Here is a 16797-nt window from a genome sequence, read left to right on the forward strand (position 1 = left end):
CTTCAACGTCAACCGCCACCTCAACATGACCAACGTGTGCACCGCCTCGTGCGCGTACTGCTCCTTCCAGCGCAAGCCGGGGGAGAAGGACGCGTGCTCGGCGGCCCGCCCCTTCTTCGTCCGTACGTCAGTGGCCGGCCACCGCGGCCGGTGACGGTTTTACGGGGGCCTGCGCGACGGCCGCCGCGGGCACCGGACCGCCGCCGGGCGCGGGCTGCTGCTCACGAGCCGGGGCCTGCGGTTCCTGGGCCCGGGGCGCCGGGCCCTGCGGTGCGGGAGCCTGCGGGGCCGGGGGCTCCGGGGCCGGCGGCGGCTGCATGTCCGCCGGGCCGCCCGCCGGGGGCTCGCCCAGGTTGTCCAGCGCCTCCCTGGCCAGCGGCGCGTCCAGCGGCGAGAACTTCGGACTGGTCCGCAGCGCCCCCTCCAACTGGCGGCGCGCCGAACCGTAGTCGCCCAGCGCGCGCTGCACCATGCCCAGGTGGTACGCGTACGAGGCGTTCTGCCCGCCCGAGTCCACCGCCCGCTGCGCGTACTCCAGCGCCCCGTCCGAGTCGCCCGACCGGTGCAGCGCCCAGCCCAGCGCGTCCGCCACCGCCGCGCTGTGGTGGCCCCGCCGCCACTCCGCCCGCAGCAGCTCCACCGCCGCGTCCGCGTCGCCGTGCGCGGCCTCGAAGCGGCCCAGCGGCAGCGACTCGTCCACGCCGCGCGCCTTGCCCCGGTCCAGGGCCGCCCGCAGCTTCTCGTACTGGCCCACCGAATCGCCGTCCAGGCCCAGCGACTCGTACAGCTCGCCCAGCTCGAGCAGGTACGCCGGGCGCGGCGACTTCGCCAGGGCGGCCTGGTAATCCCGCACGGCCTCGTCGGTGCGCCCGAGGGCCGCCAGCGCCCGGGCCCGCCCGGCGAGCGAGGGGTGGTGGCCCTTCTCGACGCGCAGCGCCGCCCCGTACTGCGCCACGGCCTCCTTCGGCTCGCCCCGCTCCCAGGCCAGGTCGCCCAGCCTGGACAGGCAGGCGGCCTTCTCGGCGGGCGTCCTGGCCCGGTTCGCCGCGTCCTGCGCGGTGGCCAGCGCGTCCTCGCGCCAGCCCCGGTCGCGGTACATCTCGGCGGCCCGGCCCAGCGCCGGGACCCCGGCCCGCAGCTCGGTGAACCGCTCCACCGCCGTGATCGCGGACTTCTGGTCGCCGAGGCCGTTGTAGGCGTCGATCAGCTGCGGGTAGACCGCCCACTCCTTCGGCCGCCGCGCCCGGACCGTCTCACCCCACTTCTTGGCGGTCACGAAGTCGCGGCGGGCGTTGGCCAGCGATGCGAGGCCCACCCAGGCGGCGGTGTTGCCGCTCTCGCCGGGGCGCACGTCCAGCGACCGCTTCAGCGCCTGCTCGGCCCGGGTGTAGTACGCCGGGTCGGCGGCCCGCCGCCCCGCCTCCACGTACGCCGACCCCAGCACCGCCCAGGAATCCGCGTCCGAGGGGTGCGTGCCGACCCACTTCTGCCGGTCCCCGATGAGCGCCGTCAGATCGGCGAGCGCGGCGGGGGAGCCGGCGGCCGTCGCACTCATCGCCCGCGAGACCGGGCCGGCCACCGGCGGTGCTGCGTCCTTGTCGTCGTCGGGCACCGCGACCACCGCGCCCGTCACCAGGACCGCGCCCGCCACGATGCCGAACGCGGCCCGGCGCAGCGTCGTACGCATCGTGGGGGGCGGCGGCTCGGCCGGGGACGCGGGGTCCTGCGGGGACGCGTCCGGGGCGGGCCAGCCGGTGTCGAAGGAGTACTCGGGCCCGGAGGCCCCCGGGGGCTGCTGAGGCGTGAGATCCATGCCGCTCACTGTGCGTCAGTATGAAGATCACACCGCGCCTTGGGATCGCCACCGCAGACGGGTTCACACCAATGGGCCCGGGTGCCACGCTTGGATCATGGACGATCTCCTCGAACAGCTGCGGGCGGGTCTTCCCGCCGGGGCCCTGCTCACCGACCCGGACGTCACCGCCTCCTACGCCCACGACATGGCGAGCTTCTGCGAGGCCGGCGCCCCCGCCGTCGTCGTGCTCCCGCGCACCGTGGAACAGGTCCAGCACGTCATGCGCACCGCCACCGCGCTGCGCGTCCCGGTCGTCCCGCAGGGTGCCCGCACGGGCCTGTCGGGCGCCGCCAACGCCACGGACGGCTGCATCGTGCTCTCCCTGGTGAAGATGGACCGCATCCTGGAGATCAGCCCCGTCGACCGGGTCGCCGTGGTCGAGCCGGGCGTCGTCAACGCCGTGCTCTCCCGCGCGGTGGACGAGCACGGCCTGTACTACCCGCCGGACCCGTCCAGCTGGGAGATGTGCACGATCGGCGGCAACATCGGCACCGCGTCCGGCGGCCTGTGCTGCGTGAAGTACGGGGTCACCGCCGAATACGTCCTCGGTCTCGACGTCGTCCTCGCGGACGGGCGCCTGCTCAGCACCGGCCGCCGCACCGCCAAGGGCGTCGCCGGATACGACCTCACCCGCCTCTTCGTCGGCTCCGAGGGCAGCCTCGGGATCGTCGTGAGGGCCGTCCTCGCACTGAAACCCCGGCCGCCCCGGCAGCTCGTCCTCGCCGCCGAGTTCGCCGACGCGGCGGGCGCCTGCGACGCGGTCTGCCGGATCATGGAGGGCGGCCACACCCCATCACTCCTCGAACTGATGGACCGTACGACCGTCCAGGCGGTCAACCGGATGGCGAACATGGGCCTCCCCGAGACCACCGAGGCCCTGCTGCTCGCCGCCTTCGACACCCCGGACCCGGCCGCCGACCTCGCCGCCGTCGCCGCCCTGTGCACCGCCGCCGGCGCCACCGACGTCGTCCCGGCGGAGGACGCGGCCGAGTCCGAGATGCTGCTCCAGGCCCGGCGGATGTCGCTGACCGCGCTGGAGACCGTCAAGCCGGCGACGATGATCGACGACGTGTGCGTACCGCGCTCGCGGCTCGGCGAGATGCTGGCGGGCACGGCGGAGATCGCCGAGAAGTACGGCCTCACCATCGGGGTCTGCGCCCATGCGGGCGACGGCAACACCCACCCCGTCGTCTGCTTCGACCCCGCCGACGCCGACGAGTCCCGGCGGGCCCGGGAGTCCTTCGACGCGATCATGGCCCTCGGCCTCGCCCTCGGCGGCACGATCACCGGCGAGCACGGGGTGGGCGTCCTGAAGAAGGAGTGGCTGGCCCGGGAACTCGGCGAGGTGGGCGTGGAACTGCACCGGGGCATCAAGCAGGCGTTCGACCCGCTCGGGCTGCTCAACCCGGGCAAGGTGTTCTGACCGGCCCCGGCCCCGGCCCCGGCCCCCGCTCCTCAATTCTCCCCGTCCTGCGACTCGTCCGACGGCCACGGGTCGCTCATCCAGAGGTCGTCGGCCGGCAGCGGCGCGAGGAGTTCGGCCAGCCCCTCGTCGATGCCGAGCCGCCCGGTCTCCGTACCCGGCGGCACCACCCGCAGGGTCCGCTCCACCCACACCGCCACGGCGGCGGAAGGGACCTCCAGCAGGGCGTTGCCGTCCGGGGACGTCAGCGCCACGCAGATGACGTGGTTCCCGTCCACCTTGGTGGGCCAGATCCGCACGTCCCCCTGCCCGCACGGCCGGAACACCCCCTCCACCAGCAGATCGCGGGCGAACGTCCAGTACACCGGCGAGTCCGAGGTGATGTGGAAGGTGATGTGCACCGCGTACGGGTCCTCCGTGCGGTACGTCAGCCTGGCCGGTACGGGGATGCTGCGCTCGGGCGACAGGACCAGCTTGAGCTCCAGCTCGCGTTCCACGACGGTGTGCATGACGGCGTCCTTCCGTTCTCCGGGGCCGGTCCCACGACCGGCCCGCACGGGTGAGAGCGCCCCGCACGCCATCCATTACGCGACTTCCCGAAAAAAGTTCGCGTGACCGGAAAGTGGGCCAAACATCCGGACCGGCCCGGGAGTACGCGCCTGTCTGGTAGATGTGGACCCCTGTATTGAGGCCGCGAAGAGATACGGGACCACGGTGATGAGCGCCCCAACCCCGGCACCCGGTGACGAGAGCCCCCGCGAGGGGTACTACCCCGACCCGTCCATCCCCGGTTACGTCCGCTACTGGAACGGCGCCTCCTGGGTGCCCGGCTCCAGCCGCCCGGCCCCGAAGCCGGACGAACCGGCGGTGGTCGAGGAGACCGGACCGGTGTTCCTCGACGAGGAGGGTCACGAGGGCGGCCGCCCCGAACCCGCCATCGCCTGGCAGGCCGACGCCTTCGCCGGCACCCCTGACCACCACGTGTCGTGGCCGGAGACCTCCAAGCCCGCCCCCGAGGACGCGAGGCCCCCCGCCCCGAGGGTTCCGTCCTCGAACGCCGGACGGGCTGGGTCGCAACGGGCTGAGGTGCAACGGGCTGGGCTTCCCGAGCTTCCTCGGGCGCATCAGCCACCTCAAGCCCGTCCAGGGGGTACCTCCCATGCCGTTCAGGCTGTGGGGGAGATGGAGGACGGAACGGGTACGCCGGAGCCTCCCGCGCCCACCGAGGGCACCCTGACCCTCCGCACCCTCAACGCGCGCCCCGCGCCGCAGGCGCACCCGGTGCCGCAGGCACGCCCCGCGCCGGAGGCGCCCGTCACTCCCTGGAAGCCACCCGCCGCCGACCCCTTCCAAGGGCTCATCGCGGCGCGGGCCGAGGGCCGCCCCGCCCCGCTCGGCAAGCGGTTCGCCGCTCGGCTCATCGACACCGTGGTGCTGGGCGCGCTCACCGCCGTGGCCGCCGTCCCGCTGGCCGGCCGGGCGGTGGACCACATCGACGGGAAGATCGACGCCGCGAAGCAGACCGGCGAGACGGTCACGGTATGGCTGCTGGACTCCACCACGGCCGCGCTGGGCGGCGCGGTGCTGGCGGTGTTCCTCGTGCTGGGCGTACTCCTCGACGCGCTGCCGACCGCGAAGTGGGGCCGTACGCTCGGTAAGAAGCTGTGCGGCCTCGACGTACGGGACATCGAGTCCCACGAGACCCCCGGCTTCGGCGCCGCGCTGCGCCGGTGGCTGGTGTACGGCGTGCTGGGCGTCCTGGTCGTCGGGGTGGCCGGCGTCCTGTGGTGCCTGGTGGACCGGCCCTGGCGCCAGTGCTGGCACGACAAGGCGGCCCGCACCTTCGTCGCGGGCTGACACCCCCGGCCCTTCCCCCGAACGCACCTGAGCCGTTGCGGGGGCCCGGGGCGCGGGATGCACTGCCCCCATGAGCAACGATCAGCCGCCGCCCGGTCAGCCGCCCGAGGACGACCCCTTCAGGAAGCGGCCGCCCGGGGACCAGCCGCCGCCGTCGTCCGGCTCGCCCTACGGAGGCGGCGCGCCGCCTCCGCCGTACGACCCGGGACCCTACGGTGGCGGCGGACCCTACGGCGGCGCGGACCCACTGGCGGGAATGCCGCCGCTCGCGGAGCCCGGCAAGCGCATCCTGGCCCGGCTGATCGACTTCCTGATCATCTCGATCCCGCTGTACCTGATCTCCCTGCCCTGGGGCGGCGCGGTCGGTGCCGCGGACGGCAACGGCAACGACGACGACGTCAGCGACATCTTCGCCCAGACCTACACCGGACATCAGCTGCTCTGGTCGCTGATCGGGCTCGTCTGCTACGTCGCGTACGACACGTACTTCACGCACAAGGACGGCCGCACGCTCGGCAAGCGGCTGCTGAAGATGCGGGTCGCGATGCTCAACGACGGCAGGGTGCCGGACACCGGCGCGGCGTTCCTGCGGGCCGTGGTGCTGTGGCTGCCGGCGCTGCTGTGCTGCCCCTGCCTGTGGTGGCTCATCAACATCGTGCTGATGTTCACGGACAAGCCCTACCGCCAGGGGCTCCAGGACAAGGCGGCCAAGACGGTGGTGGTCACCGTCAACTGAGGTTCGGCCCGGGCTCGGCGCGGGCCGGACCGGGACTCAGCGCAGGCTCTGCGCGGAGACGGGCGCGCGGTTCTCGTCGCGGGCGGCGGGCACGGTGCCACGGTGCGCGGACACCGGGGCGGCCGTCCCCGCCGCCCTTGCCGCGTAACGGCGGGGCTTCGCGGGTACGGTGACGGACACCACGAGTCCGAGGGCGAGCGCGACCGTACCGACGGCGGCGATACCGATGCCCGAACTGGTGCGGAACAGCAGCAACATGGCCAGGGTCGAGAAGACGACGGTGACCGAACCGTAGGAGAGCTGTGCGGCAGTAGGACGCGGCATGGCGGTTTCCGTCCTCGGGACGTCGGATGGGCGGTCTCTCAACACGGTCGCGCTGTCAAGCGACTCTATGACGGTGGATGCCCTGGAGGAACGGGTGGTAAGCGTAACCTAACCCACAGTGCCGGTGCATGGGGGGCGCACGGAGTCATCTCGCGCGCCCGCAGAGGGCGTTGACGCGCCGGGCGCCCGCGAACGTCTCGTCCGGATACCGGAATGGTGCTCCTGCATAGTGCACTTGCTCCGTTCAAGTCAAGGTCTGTCTTTTCTTCCGTAACTCCGGTCGAATGTCGTCACTTGTGACGCGTTTCCGCGCGCGGCCTCTCCACACTCCCGGGCCGTCGCCGCGGACGCCGGGGAGGACTGCATCACGTGATCATTAAGAGACGGGCGCTTCGGACCGGAGCGGTTGTCGTGGCCATGGCCGCGACCGCCGCGACCGCATCCGCCTTCGCCACCGCTCAGGCAGATGACCAGGCGTCAGGCGCCGCTGCCTCCGTCGACCGCCGGGACCCGGGGTCGGCCAAGGGCAACGAGCACGACCTGGACGGCCCGTTCAGCAAGCAGCAGGCCGCTCAGCGCCAGGCTGCTCTGGAACAGGTCATATCCGGCGACAAGAAGGTTTCGTCGCGCGGAGGCTCGCAGGTCGTCAAGCTGGACGACAAGAAGTACGTCGAGCTCGGCCGTGAGAAGACCGACAAGATCTTCACCGTCCTGGTGGAGTTCGGCGACCAGGTCGACAACACGACCATGTACGACCCGGACGGCGCGGGCCCCAAGCCGGCCGTCAAGAAGTACGGCGGCACGCCCGGGCCGCTGCACAACCAGATCGCCCAGCCGGACCCGAAGAAGGACAACAGCACCGCCTGGCAGGCCGACTACAACCAGGCCCACTTCCAGGAGCTGTACTTCGGCACGGGTGCGGGCAAGCACTCCCTGAAGACGTACTACGAGAAGACCTCCTCCGGCCGTTACTCGGTCGACGGTGAGGTCTCCGACTGGGTCAAGGTCCCCTACAACGAGGCGCGCTACGGCTCGAACTACTGCGGTTCGACCAACTGCGCCAACGCCTGGGACATGATCAAGGACGGCGTCAACGCCTGGGCCGCCGACCAGAAGGCCAAGGGCCGCACGCCCGAGCAGATCAAGACGGACCTCGCCCAGTACGACCAGTGGGACCGTTACGACTTCGACAACGACGGCAACTTCAACGAGCCCGACGGCTACATCGATCACTTCCAGATCGTGCACGCGGGTGAGGACGAGTCGGCCGGCGGCGGCGTCGAGGGCACCAACGCCATCTGGGCGCACCGCTGGTACGCGTACGGCACCAACGCCGGCGCCACCGGCCCGGAGAACAACAAGGCCGGCGGCACCCAGATCGGTGACACCGGCCTCTGGGTCGGCGACTACACCGCGCAGCCCGAGAACGGCGGCCTGGGCGTCTTCGCCCACGAGTACGGCCACGACCTCGGCCTCCCGGACCTGTACGACACGACCAACACCGCCGAGAACTCGGTCGGCTTCTGGTCGCTGATGTCGGCGGGCTCCTGGCTCGGCACCGGCAAGGACAGCATCGGGGACATGCCCGGTGACATGACCGCCTGGGACAAGCTCCAGCTGGGCTGGCTGAACTACGCCGAGGCCAAGGCCGCGACGAAGTCCACCCACAAGCTGGGCGTGTCCGAGTACAACACCAAGGACAAGCAGGCGCTCGTCGTCGAGCTGCCGGAGAAGGCCGTCACCACCGCCGTCACGACGCCCGCCGAGGGCGCCAAGCAGTGGTGGAGCGACATGGGCGACAACCTCAGCAACACGCTGTCGCGCCCCGTCGACCTCACCGGCAAGTCCAAGGCCTCCCTGGACCTCCAGGGCTGGTGGGACATCGAGAAGGACTACGACTACCTCTACACCGAGGTGTCCACCAACGGCGGCACCAGCTGGACCGCGATCGACGGCACCGCCGACGGTCAGCCGATCCCGCGCGACGCCAGTGACAAGCCGGCCCTGACCGACGTCTCCGGCAAGTACCAGAAGCTGTCGTACTCGCTGGACGCCTACGCGGGCCAGAAGATCGACATCCGCTTCCGCTACGCCACCGACGGCGGCGCGGGCGGCGTGGGCTTCGCGGCCGACACCATCTCGGTGAACGCCGACGGTGCCGCGCTCTTCACGGACAACGCCGAGGGCGACGACAACGGCTGGACCAGCAAGGGCTTCTCGCGGGTCGGCTCGTCGTTCGAGAAGGACTACCCGCAGTACTACCTCGCGGAGAACCGTCAGTACGTCAGCTACGACACGACGCTCAAGACGGGCCCGTACAACTTCGGGTTCTCCACCACCCGTCCGGACTGGGTCGAGCACTACCCGTACCAGAACGGTCTGCTGGTCTGGCTCTGGGACACCTCCCAGAAGGACAACAACGTCTCGCAGCACCCGGGCCAGGGCCTGATCCTGCCGGTGGACGCGCACGCCAAGCCGCTGAAGTGGACGAACGGCTCGATCATGCGCAACAAGATCCAGCCCTTCGACGCCCCGTTCAGCTGGTACCCGACGGACGGCTTCACGCTGCACCTGGCCGACCAGGCCGTGAAGGTCAAGCCGCAGCTCGGCGTCCCGTCGTTCAACGACCACACGGGCACCTACTGGTACAAGGAGAACCCGACCGGAAGCGTCAAGGTTCCTGACACCAACACCAGGATCACGATCGTCAGCGAGCCGCTCAGCGGCGAGACGATGACCGTCCAGGTCGGTGCCGCGCACAAGTAGAACCGCGTCACCGCAGGTCACAGCATGATCGGCCGTCGCCCTCTAGCGGGCGGCGGCCGATCGTGTTTAGGTGCCTCTGTTCACTTTCTTATTGACACGATGTCTCACGGGGGAGCGCGTACGTATGGCAGGCGGAGGATTCAGCAAGTTGCCGAACGGCAGTGTGGTCGTCGCGATCACCCTGCCGAGCCCGGCCGAGGGCCCGGGTCCCGGCGCCCCCGTCCGGGTCCTGGTGCACGCGGCCAACCGGGCCCGCGCCCTGACCCGGCTGCGCAACCTGGGCCTGCGCGCCGTCTACCTGCGAGGCAACGCCGAGCCGCCCACCCCGGACGAGATCACCGCCGTCCTGCACCACCCGGACGGCGTCCTGTGGCGCGCCAGACCCGGCTGCGCGCAGGAGCTCTGGCACCCCATCCGCGCCCTGCTGAGGCCCGCCGCGCCCGCCGTCCCGGCCGGCAGCGGCTGACCCCGGCCCGGGGTGCTCAGACGACCGGCTTGCCGGTCAGCGTCACACCCGCGCCGCGCATCTCGGCCAGCGCCCGGTCGGTCGTCGCCTCGGCGACCCCCGCGGTCAGGTCGAGCAGCACCTGCGTGGTGAAGCCCTCGCGGACGGCGTCCAGCGCGGTCGCGCGCACGCAGTGGTCGGTCGCGATGCCGACCACGTCGACCTCGCTGACGCCGTGCCCGCGCAGCCACTCGGCGAGCCCGGTGCCGTTCTCGTCGAGCCCTTCGAAGCCGCTGTACGCCGCCGCGTGGGCGCCCTTGTCGAACACCGTGTCGATGGCCCCGGAGGCGACCGCGGGGGCGAAATTGGGGTGGAAGCCCACACCTTCCGTACCGGCCACGCAGTGCGGCGGCCAGGAGTGCTCGAAGTCGGGGGCCGACGAGAAGTGGTCCCCGGGATCGATGTGGTGGTCCCGGGTGGCCACCACGTACCGGTAGGCGGGCCGGCTCTCGCCGATCAGGTCGGTGATGGCGGCGGCGACATCGGCACCCCCCGCCACGGCGAGGCTCCCGCCCTCACAGAAGTCGTTCTGAACGTCCACGACGATCAAGGCGCGGTGCATGGTGGGTGTCCTTCGGGGAGTGGGGGAGCGGTACGGGGGACGGCCCCGAGCCTAGGGATTCCAGCGGGTCAAGCAAGCGCACCCGCGCAAAATCGGCGGGGTCGCCGCACATCGGGCTTCCGTCGCCCACACCGAGCCCGTCCGGCCATGGAGGACAAAGCGGTACCCCGGGGGCCGCCCGTCACGCGTACTCGGTGGGGATCACCGCCTCGCCGCGCGACAACTGCATCGCCGACAACGGCAGCCCCGCCCGCGCCGCGATGTGCCGGTCCCGCGCGGCGTCCAGCGGCTCACGGGCCACCACCTCGCCGCCCCGGACCAGCTCCACCAGCAACTGCCGCCCGGCCAGCGCCTCCGGCACCGGCCCCGTGCCGATCACCTCGGCCTCGGCCACGCCCTCCTCGTCCAGCCGGCGCGCCGCCCACTTGCGGCCGCCCTTGGACGACTTCGCGCCCATCGACTTCTTCGCGACCGGGCGCAGCTCGTCGGCCGGGTCGCCGGACCCCGCGCGGGCGACGAGCTTGTAGACCATCGAGCACGTGGGGTGCCCGCTGCCCGTGACGAGTTGCGTGCCCACCCCGTACGCGTCCACCGGCGCGGCGGCCAGCGAGGCGATGGCGTACTCGTCCAGGTCCGAGGTCACCACGATCTTCGTCTCCGTGGCGCCCAGCTCGTCCAGCTGCTGGCGCACCCGGTGGGCGACCAGCAGCAGGTCCCCGGAGTCGATCCGTACCGCGCCCAGCTCCGGCCCCGCGACTTCGACCGCCGTACGGACCGCCGTCGCCACGTCGTACGTGTCCACGAGCAGCGTCGTACCGCGCCCCAGCGAGTCCACCTGGGCGCGGAAGGCGTCCCGCTCCGAGTCGTGCAGCAGGGTGAAGGCGTGGGCGCTCGTGCCGACCGTCGGGATGTTGTAGCGGAAGCCGGCCGCCAGGTCGGAGGTGGTGTCGAAGCCGCCGATGTACGCGGCACGCGCCGAGGCGACCGCCGACAGCTCGTGGGTGCGGCGTGCGCCCATCTCGATCAGCCGGCGCCCGCCCGCCGCCGCCGACATCCGGGAGGCCGCCGCCGCGATGGCCGAGTCGTGGTTGAGGATCGAGAGGATCACCGTCTCCAGGAGCACGCACTCGGCGAACGAGCCCTCGACCCGCAGGATCGGCGAGCCGGGGAAGTACACCTCGCCCTCCGGGTAGCCCCAGATGTCGCCGCCGAACCGGTAGTCCGCCAGGTAGTCCAGCGTCGGCCCGTCCACGATCGCCTGGTCGCGCAGGAAGCCGAGCATCTCCTCGTCGAAGTGGAAGTTCTCCACCGCGTCCAGGACCCGCCCGGTGCCCGCGACGACGCCGTAGCGCCGCCCTTCCGGCAGCCGGCGGGTGAACGCCTCGAAGACCGAGCGCCGCCCGGCCGTCCCGGCCTTCAGCGCGGCCTGCACCATCGTGAGCTCGTACTGGTCGGTGAAGAGCGCTGTCGACGGCACACCGACCCGTCGCCCAAGGTCCGCAGAGTTCATGCCGGGGATGCTACCCCTATTTCGTCAGAGTGACGAGATGGGGGTGCCGAGGTGGGGCCGTTTGTGCGGGCGCCCCCTGCGAGTGGCAGCATGGGACAGGTGAGCGTCGCCCCTACAGAGATCGAACGTCCCGAATCGGCCGAGGACCACCTCGTCGTCCCCGAGCCCGACGTCCCCTGGCTGACGCTGGTCCACAACGACCCGGTCAACCTCATGAGCTACGTGACCTATGTCTTCCAGGCGTACTTCGGCTACTCCAAGGACAAGGCGCACAAGCTGATGCTCGACGTCCACCAGAAGGGCCGCGCCGTCGTCTCCAGCGGCAGCCGCGAGGAGATGGAGCGCGACGTCCAGGCCATGCACGGCTACGGGCTGTGGGCCACGCTCACCCAGGACCGCAACTAAGGGGATGTCTTGCCGATCATGGCCGGGTCCGCGCCTGATCGACAAGACACCCCCCAGCACCGCACCGCACGGCCCACCCGCACCGCCCGACCATCATCGGAGAGAACCCATGGCCGGCCACTTCGAGGCCACTCCCGGCGGCGGCGCGGCCGTCGCGCTCGACGAGGTGGAGATCGCGATCCTGCGCTCCCTCGCCGTCCAGCTGCTCGAACTCATCGGCCCCGGCGACGAGCCCGCCGAGGGCGAGGACCCGCTCGCCGCGCTCTTCGCCGAGGGCCCCAGCGAGCCGCCCGCCGACCCGGCCCTGGCCCGCCTCTTCCCCGAGGCGTACGGCGACGAGGACGACGAACTGCGCGCCGCCTCCGCCGAGTTCCGCCGGTTCACCGAGAACGACCTGCGCACCCGCAAGCGCGAGGACGCCCTCGTCGTCGTACGCACGCTGGACGCGCTGACCCCCGCCGGCGAGGGCGCCGCCGTGCTCACCCTCACCGCCGACGAGTGCCGGAACTGGCTCGGCTCCCTCAACGACCTCCGGCTCACCATCGGCACCCGCCTGGAGGTCGGCGACGAGGACGAGGGCGAGGAGAGCTCGCTCTACCGGCTCCCGGACAGCGACCCCCGAAAGCCCATGGTCATGGCCTATCTCTGGCTCGGCGCCCTCCAGGAAACCCTGGTCGAGACCATGATGCCGTGACACCCGGGGCGCGCCCCGTCACCGTGTTCGCTCAACGGACACTCAAATCCGAATAACGATCGCGTCACCTCAACGGTCTCGTTTGCAGCGCCCGGACCGCCTTGTCCGCTTTTACTTGTGCTGTGCGCCACAGAACGTCCGCCGGATCGCCTTCACGCCCGTGGTAAATCTTCACGACCACCCGGGAACGCCACCCCTGTTCCCGGGTAGGCGCTATCAGCCGGTAACCACCGGCGGCACTCCATCCGTATCCGGGGGGATCAGGACCTGATCCGCGGCCGAAAGGCGCGGATCGGCGTGGAGAAAGGCGCAACCACATGACATCGGCGCAGATCGACGACAAGGGGCAGGACGGCCCGCACGCCGCAGCCGCGGATGCCACCGCCTCTCCCGAGGGCTACCAGAGAGCCCTCGGCGCCCGCCAGATCCAGATGATCGCGATCGGCGGAGCCATCGGCACCGGGCTCTTCCTCGGCGCCGGCAAGGCCATAGCCAAGGCCGGACCCAGCATCATCCTGGCCTACGCCATCGCGGGCCTGGTCATCTTCTTCATCATGCGCGCGCTCGGCGAACTCCTCATGTACCGCCCGGTCTCGGGCTCCTTCTCGGAGTACGCGCGCGAATTCATCGGCCCCTTCGCGGGCTTCGTCACCGGCTGGACGTACTGGCTGTTCTGGGTCGTCACCGGAATCACCGAAGTCACCGCGGCCGCCCAGTACATGACGTTCTGGTTCGAAATCCCGCAATGGGTCTCGGCCCTGGTCTTCACGATCATTCTGTACGGCGTGAACCTCATCTCCGTAAAACTCTTCGGTGAGCTGGAGTTCTGGTTCTCGATGGTCAAGGTCACCGCCATCGTCGGCATGATCCTCATCTGCGCCGGAATCCTCACCCTCGGCTTCTCCGACGCCGGGGACACCGCGAGCGTCACCCACCTGTGGTCCGACGGAGGCTTCTTCCCGCACGGCATCAAGGGCACCCTGATGACCCTGCAGATCGTGATGTTCGCCTTCCTCGCCGTCGAACTCGTCGGCGTCACCGCCGGTGAGTCCAAGGACCCCAAGACCGTCCTGCCCAAGGCCATCAACACCGTGCCCTGGCGCATCGCCGTCTTCTACGTCGGCGCCCTGATCATGATCCTCTCGGTCGTGCCCTGGACCGACTTCTCGCCCGGTGTCTCCCCGTTCGTGGAAGCCTTCAAGAAGATGGGCCTCGGCGTCGGCGCCGGCATCGTCAACTTCGTCGTCCTCACCGCCGCGCTCTCCTCGTGCAACTCCGGCATGTACTCCACCGGCCGCATGCTGCGCGACCTCGCGCTCAACGGCCAGGGCCCGAAGTTCTTCACCCGGCTCACCCGCAGCGGCACCCCGCTCATCGGCACCACGTTCTCCGCGGCCCTCATGCTCGTCGGCGTGTGGATCAACTACCAGTGGCCCGGTGACGCCTTCACCTACGTCGTCTCCTTCGCCACGATCTCCGGCATGTGGGCCTGGATCATGATCCTGGTCAGCCAGATCCGCTACCGCCGCCTCGCCGAGCGCGGGCTGCTCCCGCAGTCCTCCTTCCGGGCCCCCGGAGCCCCGTTCACCAGCGGCTTCGCGCTCGCGTTCATCGCCGTGGTCATCGTCATGATGGGCATCGACAAGGACGCCAGGATCTCGCTCTACTGCGCCCCGCTGTGGGCCCTGATCCTCGGCGTCTCCTACCTGGTCCTGAAGTCCAGGAACCCGGACGGCAAGGCATTCGCGGACCGCGTGAAGCGCTGAGGCGTACGCCCCCACCAGCGGCGTCCCACGATGCGGGCCTCCGCGTACCACTCCTCGGTACGCGGGGGCCCGCCGTCCTATCCTGGGCGCCATGCTGACCATCACCCAGACGCTGTACGACCAGATCGTCGCGCACGCCCGCGCCGACCACCCCGACGAGGCGTGCGGCGTCGTCGCCGGACCCGCCGGCAGCGGCCGCCCCGAGCGCTTCATCCCCATGCTCAACGCCGCGCGCTCGCCCACGTTCTACGAGTTCGACTCGGGCGACCTGCTCAAGCTCTACCGCGAGATGGACGACCGCGACGAGGAGCCCGTGATCGTCTACCACTCGCACACGGCGACCGAGGCGTACCCCTCGCGCACCGACGTCACGTACGCCAACGAGCCCGGCGCCCACTACGTCCTCGTGTCCACCGCGGACACCGACGACGCGGGCCCCTTCCAGTTCCGCTCGTACCGCATCGTGGACGGCGAGATCACCGAGGAGGAGGTGGCGGTCGTCGAGGCGTACCCGGCGGCCTGACCACCCCCGCAGCGGCGGGACAGGGCCGCGCACAACCCGGCCCTGTCCGCCCACCGAACGCCGACCATCCATCAGGTGAGATCACACTCCGAATCCCCGACCGGGAATCGATACGATGACCGCATGGTTCCCCATGACGTGAGTGACAAGACGCCGGGCTCGCTGCTCGTGGCGCGCCTGCACGTCGACCTGTGCCGCCTCTCCAGCGCGATCTGTACGAACCACCGGTCCGCCGGCCGCGAGGCCTGAGCCGGGCCACCTCCCGGGCGCCGCCGCCCGGGCCCGGGCACCACCGCACCACGTACCGACCCCGCGCGGGGGCAGAGCCGCACGCCCCACGCCCACCGCCACCACTCCGCTTCGACAGGAGCCCACGCCATGGCCATCGAGGTCCGCATCCCGACCATCCTCCGCACCTACACCGACGGCGCCAAGGCCGTCGAGGGCCAGGGGGACACCCTCGCCGACCTCTTCACGGACCTGGAGACCCGCCACACGGGCATCCGCGAGCGGATCGTGGACGGCGACCAGCTGCGCCGCTTCGTCAACGTCTACCTGAACGACGAGGACGTCCGCTTCCTGGACGGCATCTCCACCAAGCTCAGCGACGGCGACAGCATCACCATCCTCCCGGCCGTCGCCGGCGGCATGAACTGATGCGCTTCGACAGCCCGCTCGCCGCGGTGGGCAACACCCCGCTCGTCCGCCTGCCGCGGCTGTCACCCTCGGCCGACGTCCGCATCTGGGCCAAGCTGGAGGACCGCAACCCCACCGGCTCGGTCAAGGACCGTCCCGCGCTCCACATGGTCGAGCAGGCGGAGAAGGACGGCCGGCTCACCCCCGGCTGCACGATCCTGGAGCCCACCAGCGGCAACACCGGCATCTCCCTCGCCATGGCGGCCAAGCTCAAGGGCTACCGCATCGTGTGCGTGATGCCGGAGAACACCTCCCAGGAACGGCGCGACCTGCTCGCCATGTGGGGCGCCGAGATCATCTCCTCCCCGGCGGCGGGCGGCTCCAACACCGCGGTCCGCGTCGCCAAGGAGCTCTCGGCCGAGCACCCGGACTGGGTGATGCTCTACCAGTACGGCAACCCCGACAACGCCGGCGCGCACTACGCGACGACCGGCCCGGAGATCCTCGCCGACCTCCCCTCGGTCACCCACTTCGTCGCGGGGCTCGGCACGACCGGGACCCTGATGGGCGTCGGCCGCTACCTGCGGGAGCACGTCGAGGGCGTCAAGATCGTGGCCGCCGAGCCGCGCTACGACGACCTCGTCTACGGCCTGCGCAACCTGGACGAGGGCTTCGTCCCCGAGCTGTACGACGCGTCGGTCCTCACCACGCGCTACTCGGTCGGCTCCGCCGACGCGGTCACCCGCACCCGCGAACTCCTCCAGCAGGAGGGGATCTTCGCGGGCATCTCCACGGGGGCGGCGCTGCACGCCGCGATCGGGGTCGGCAACAAGGCGGTGAAGGCGGGGGAGACCGCGGACATCGTGTTCGTCGTGGCCGACGGGGGCTGGAAGTACCTGTCCACGGGCGTGTACACCGCGCCGACCACGGAGGCGGCGATCGAGACGATGCAGGGGCAGCTCTGGGCGTAGCCGTTTTCGGGGGCGCCGCCCCCGTACCCCCGCCGCTCAATCGCCGCGGGGGCTGGATTTTGCCGCCGTCGCCGCACATCTGCGGCGGCGGCATTTTCATTCCGGCCCCTCCGGCGTCGGCAGGGGAACAGGCCCGCCGCAGGCGCCCCCGCCACCCGAACCGGTGACAGCGCAGGTGAGTTCCCCCACAACGAGCCACCCCGAAGGAGCGACCCGCACTTTCGCGCCTTACGCTCAACAAACCGCACCGCGAGAACCGCACGA

Annotated in this window: 17 protein-coding genes; 12 read left to right on the forward strand and 5 right to left on the reverse strand. The window is 71.0% G+C overall.

Annotated features, from left to right (window positions below):
- Positions 1-127: 127 nt before the first annotated feature.
- Positions 128-1813 (reverse strand): tetratricopeptide repeat protein, encoded by a 1686-nt coding sequence (locus tag ABZ565_RS12245; RefSeq protein WP_361024128.1) that lies wholly within the window; start codon positions 1811-1813, stop codon positions 128-130.
- A gap of 97 nt (positions 1814-1910) precedes the next feature.
- On the opposite strand from ABZ565_RS12245, the gene ABZ565_RS12250 reads away from it, so the two are divergent.
- Entirely contained in the window at positions 1911-3278 is a 1368-nt protein-coding gene (locus tag ABZ565_RS12250; RefSeq protein ID WP_361024131.1) for an FAD-linked oxidase C-terminal domain-containing protein, read from the forward strand.
- A gap of 32 nt (positions 3279-3310) precedes the next feature.
- On the opposite strand, the gene ABZ565_RS12255 is transcribed toward ABZ565_RS12250, so the two are convergent.
- Entirely contained in the window at positions 3311-3787 is a 477-nt protein-coding gene (locus ABZ565_RS12255) for an SsgA family sporulation/cell division regulator (protein ID WP_361024134.1), read from the reverse strand.
- Between the two features lie 208 nt (positions 3788-3995).
- Here ABZ565_RS12255 and ABZ565_RS12260 point away from each other — a divergent pair, with 208 nt between their 5' ends.
- Together ABZ565_RS12260 and ABZ565_RS12265 are read left to right on the forward strand one after the other, a co-directional pair.
- On the forward strand, positions 3996-5135 hold the full coding sequence (locus ABZ565_RS12260) for an RDD family protein (protein ID WP_361024137.1): 1140 nt from the start codon (positions 3996-3998) through the stop codon (positions 5133-5135).
- A 70-nt stretch (positions 5136-5205) separates the two neighbouring features.
- Positions 5206-5871: an RDD family protein gene (locus tag ABZ565_RS12265; protein WP_361024140.1), complete on the forward strand. Its 666-nt coding sequence runs from the start codon at positions 5206-5208 to the stop codon at positions 5869-5871.
- A 36-nt stretch (positions 5872-5907) separates the two neighbouring features.
- On the opposite strand, the gene ABZ565_RS12270 is transcribed toward ABZ565_RS12265, so the two are convergent.
- Positions 5908-6195, reverse strand: coding sequence for a hypothetical protein (locus tag ABZ565_RS12270; RefSeq protein WP_361024143.1), 288 nt, complete (start codon positions 6193-6195; stop codon positions 5908-5910).
- 369 nt (positions 6196-6564) lie between these two features.
- Here ABZ565_RS12270 and ABZ565_RS12275 point away from each other — a divergent pair, with 369 nt between their 5' ends.
- Both ABZ565_RS12275 and ABZ565_RS12280 read left to right on the forward strand, forming a co-directional pair.
- Positions 6565-8961: an immune inhibitor A domain-containing protein gene (locus ABZ565_RS12275; protein WP_361024146.1), complete on the forward strand. Its 2397-nt coding sequence runs from the start codon at positions 6565-6567 to the stop codon at positions 8959-8961.
- Positions 8962-9085: 124 nt separating this feature from the next.
- A complete protein-coding gene (locus ABZ565_RS12280; protein WP_361024149.1) occupies positions 9086-9427 on the forward strand; it encodes a hypothetical protein in 342 nt (113 codons plus the stop codon).
- Between the two features lie 16 nt (positions 9428-9443).
- On the opposite strand, the gene ABZ565_RS12285 is transcribed toward ABZ565_RS12280, so the two are convergent.
- The gene (locus ABZ565_RS12285; RefSeq protein WP_361024152.1) at positions 9444-10028 is read right to left on the reverse strand and encodes an isochorismatase family protein; all 585 of its coding nucleotides are present in this window, start codon (positions 10026-10028) and stop codon (positions 9444-9446) included.
- 181 nt (positions 10029-10209) lie between these two features.
- On the reverse strand, positions 10210-11538 hold the full coding sequence (locus ABZ565_RS12290; RefSeq protein ID WP_361024155.1) for a nicotinate phosphoribosyltransferase: 1329 nt from the start codon (positions 11536-11538) through the stop codon (positions 10210-10212).
- A 90-nt stretch (positions 11539-11628) separates the two neighbouring features.
- Between ABZ565_RS12290 and clpS the strand changes: the two genes are divergently transcribed.
- The 7 genes from clpS (at position 11629) to ABZ565_RS12325 (ending at position 16533) form a co-directional block, all read left to right on the forward strand.
- Entirely contained in the window at positions 11629-11943 is a 315-nt protein-coding gene (gene clpS / locus ABZ565_RS12295; RefSeq protein ID WP_361024158.1) for an ATP-dependent Clp protease adapter ClpS, read from the forward strand.
- 109 nt (positions 11944-12052) lie between these two features.
- Complete coding sequence (locus ABZ565_RS12300) at positions 12053-12637, forward strand: DUF2017 domain-containing protein (protein WP_361024161.1); 585 nt, start codon at positions 12053-12055, stop codon at positions 12635-12637.
- A gap of 317 nt (positions 12638-12954) precedes the next feature.
- A complete protein-coding gene (locus tag ABZ565_RS12305) occupies positions 12955-14403 on the forward strand; it encodes an amino acid permease (RefSeq protein ID WP_361024164.1) in 1449 nt (482 codons plus the stop codon).
- 91 nt (positions 14404-14494) lie between these two features.
- On the forward strand, positions 14495-14926 hold the full coding sequence (locus tag ABZ565_RS12310; RefSeq protein WP_361024167.1) for a M67 family metallopeptidase: 432 nt from the start codon (positions 14495-14497) through the stop codon (positions 14924-14926).
- Positions 14927-15049: 123 nt separating this feature from the next.
- Positions 15050-15175 (forward strand): putative leader peptide, encoded by a 126-nt coding sequence (locus tag ABZ565_RS12315; RefSeq protein WP_275408399.1) that lies wholly within the window; start codon positions 15050-15052, stop codon positions 15173-15175.
- A gap of 129 nt (positions 15176-15304) precedes the next feature.
- Complete coding sequence (locus tag ABZ565_RS12320) at positions 15305-15583, forward strand: MoaD/ThiS family protein (protein WP_143616195.1); 279 nt, start codon at positions 15305-15307, stop codon at positions 15581-15583.
- Complete coding sequence (locus ABZ565_RS12325; RefSeq protein WP_361024170.1) at positions 15583-16533, forward strand: cysteine synthase; 951 nt, start codon at positions 15583-15585, stop codon at positions 16531-16533. The genes ABZ565_RS12320 and ABZ565_RS12325 overlap by 1 nt, the downstream gene beginning before the upstream one ends.
- Positions 16534-16797: the final 264 nt, after the last annotated feature.

Source organism: Streptomyces sp. NPDC016469 (assembly GCF_040632905.1).
In the GTDB taxonomy this organism is placed as follows: Bacteria; Actinomycetota; Actinomycetes; order Streptomycetales; family Streptomycetaceae; genus Streptomyces.

Excerpts from the sequence above, each read along its gene's own strand:
- ABZ565_RS12260 (WP_361024137.1), top strand. The coding sequence starts at position 3,996 with ATGAGCGCCCCAACCCCGGCACCCGGTGACGAGAGCCCCCGCGAGGGG.
- ABZ565_RS12280 (WP_361024149.1), top strand. The coding sequence starts at position 9,086 with ATGGCAGGCGGAGGATTCAGCAAGTTGCCGAACGGCAGTGTGGTCGTC.
- ABZ565_RS12255 (WP_361024134.1), bottom strand. The coding sequence starts at position 3,787 with ATGCACACCGTCGTGGAACGCGAGCTGGAGCTCAAGCTGGTCCTGTCG.
- clpS (WP_361024158.1), top strand. The coding sequence starts at position 11,629 with ATGGGACAGGTGAGCGTCGCCCCTACAGAGATCGAACGTCCCGAATCG.
- ABZ565_RS12285 (WP_361024152.1), bottom strand. The coding sequence starts at position 10,028 with ATGCACCGCGCCTTGATCGTCGTGGACGTTCAGAACGACTTCTGTGAG.
- ABZ565_RS12310 (WP_361024167.1), top strand. The coding sequence starts at position 14,495 with ATGCTGACCATCACCCAGACGCTGTACGACCAGATCGTCGCGCACGCC.
- ABZ565_RS12290 (WP_361024155.1), bottom strand. The coding sequence starts at position 11,538 with ATGAACTCTGCGGACCTTGGGCGACGGGTCGGTGTGCCGTCGACAGCG.
- ABZ565_RS12270 (WP_361024143.1), bottom strand. The coding sequence starts at position 6,195 with ATGCCGCGTCCTACTGCCGCACAGCTCTCCTACGGTTCGGTCACCGTC.
- ABZ565_RS12265 (WP_361024140.1), top strand. The coding sequence starts at position 5,206 with ATGAGCAACGATCAGCCGCCGCCCGGTCAGCCGCCCGAGGACGACCCC.
- ABZ565_RS12300 (WP_361024161.1), top strand. The coding sequence starts at position 12,053 with ATGGCCGGCCACTTCGAGGCCACTCCCGGCGGCGGCGCGGCCGTCGCG.
- ABZ565_RS12325 (WP_361024170.1), top strand. The coding sequence starts at position 15,583 with ATGCGCTTCGACAGCCCGCTCGCCGCGGTGGGCAACACCCCGCTCGTC.
- ABZ565_RS12245 (WP_361024128.1), bottom strand. The coding sequence starts at position 1,813 with ATGGATCTCACGCCTCAGCAGCCCCCGGGGGCCTCCGGGCCCGAGTAC.
- ABZ565_RS12250 (WP_361024131.1), top strand. The coding sequence starts at position 1,911 with ATGGACGATCTCCTCGAACAGCTGCGGGCGGGTCTTCCCGCCGGGGCC.
- ABZ565_RS12315 (WP_275408399.1), top strand. The coding sequence starts at position 15,050 with ATGGTTCCCCATGACGTGAGTGACAAGACGCCGGGCTCGCTGCTCGTG.
- ABZ565_RS12305 (WP_361024164.1), top strand. The coding sequence starts at position 12,955 with ATGACATCGGCGCAGATCGACGACAAGGGGCAGGACGGCCCGCACGCC.
- ABZ565_RS12320 (WP_143616195.1), top strand. The coding sequence starts at position 15,305 with ATGGCCATCGAGGTCCGCATCCCGACCATCCTCCGCACCTACACCGAC.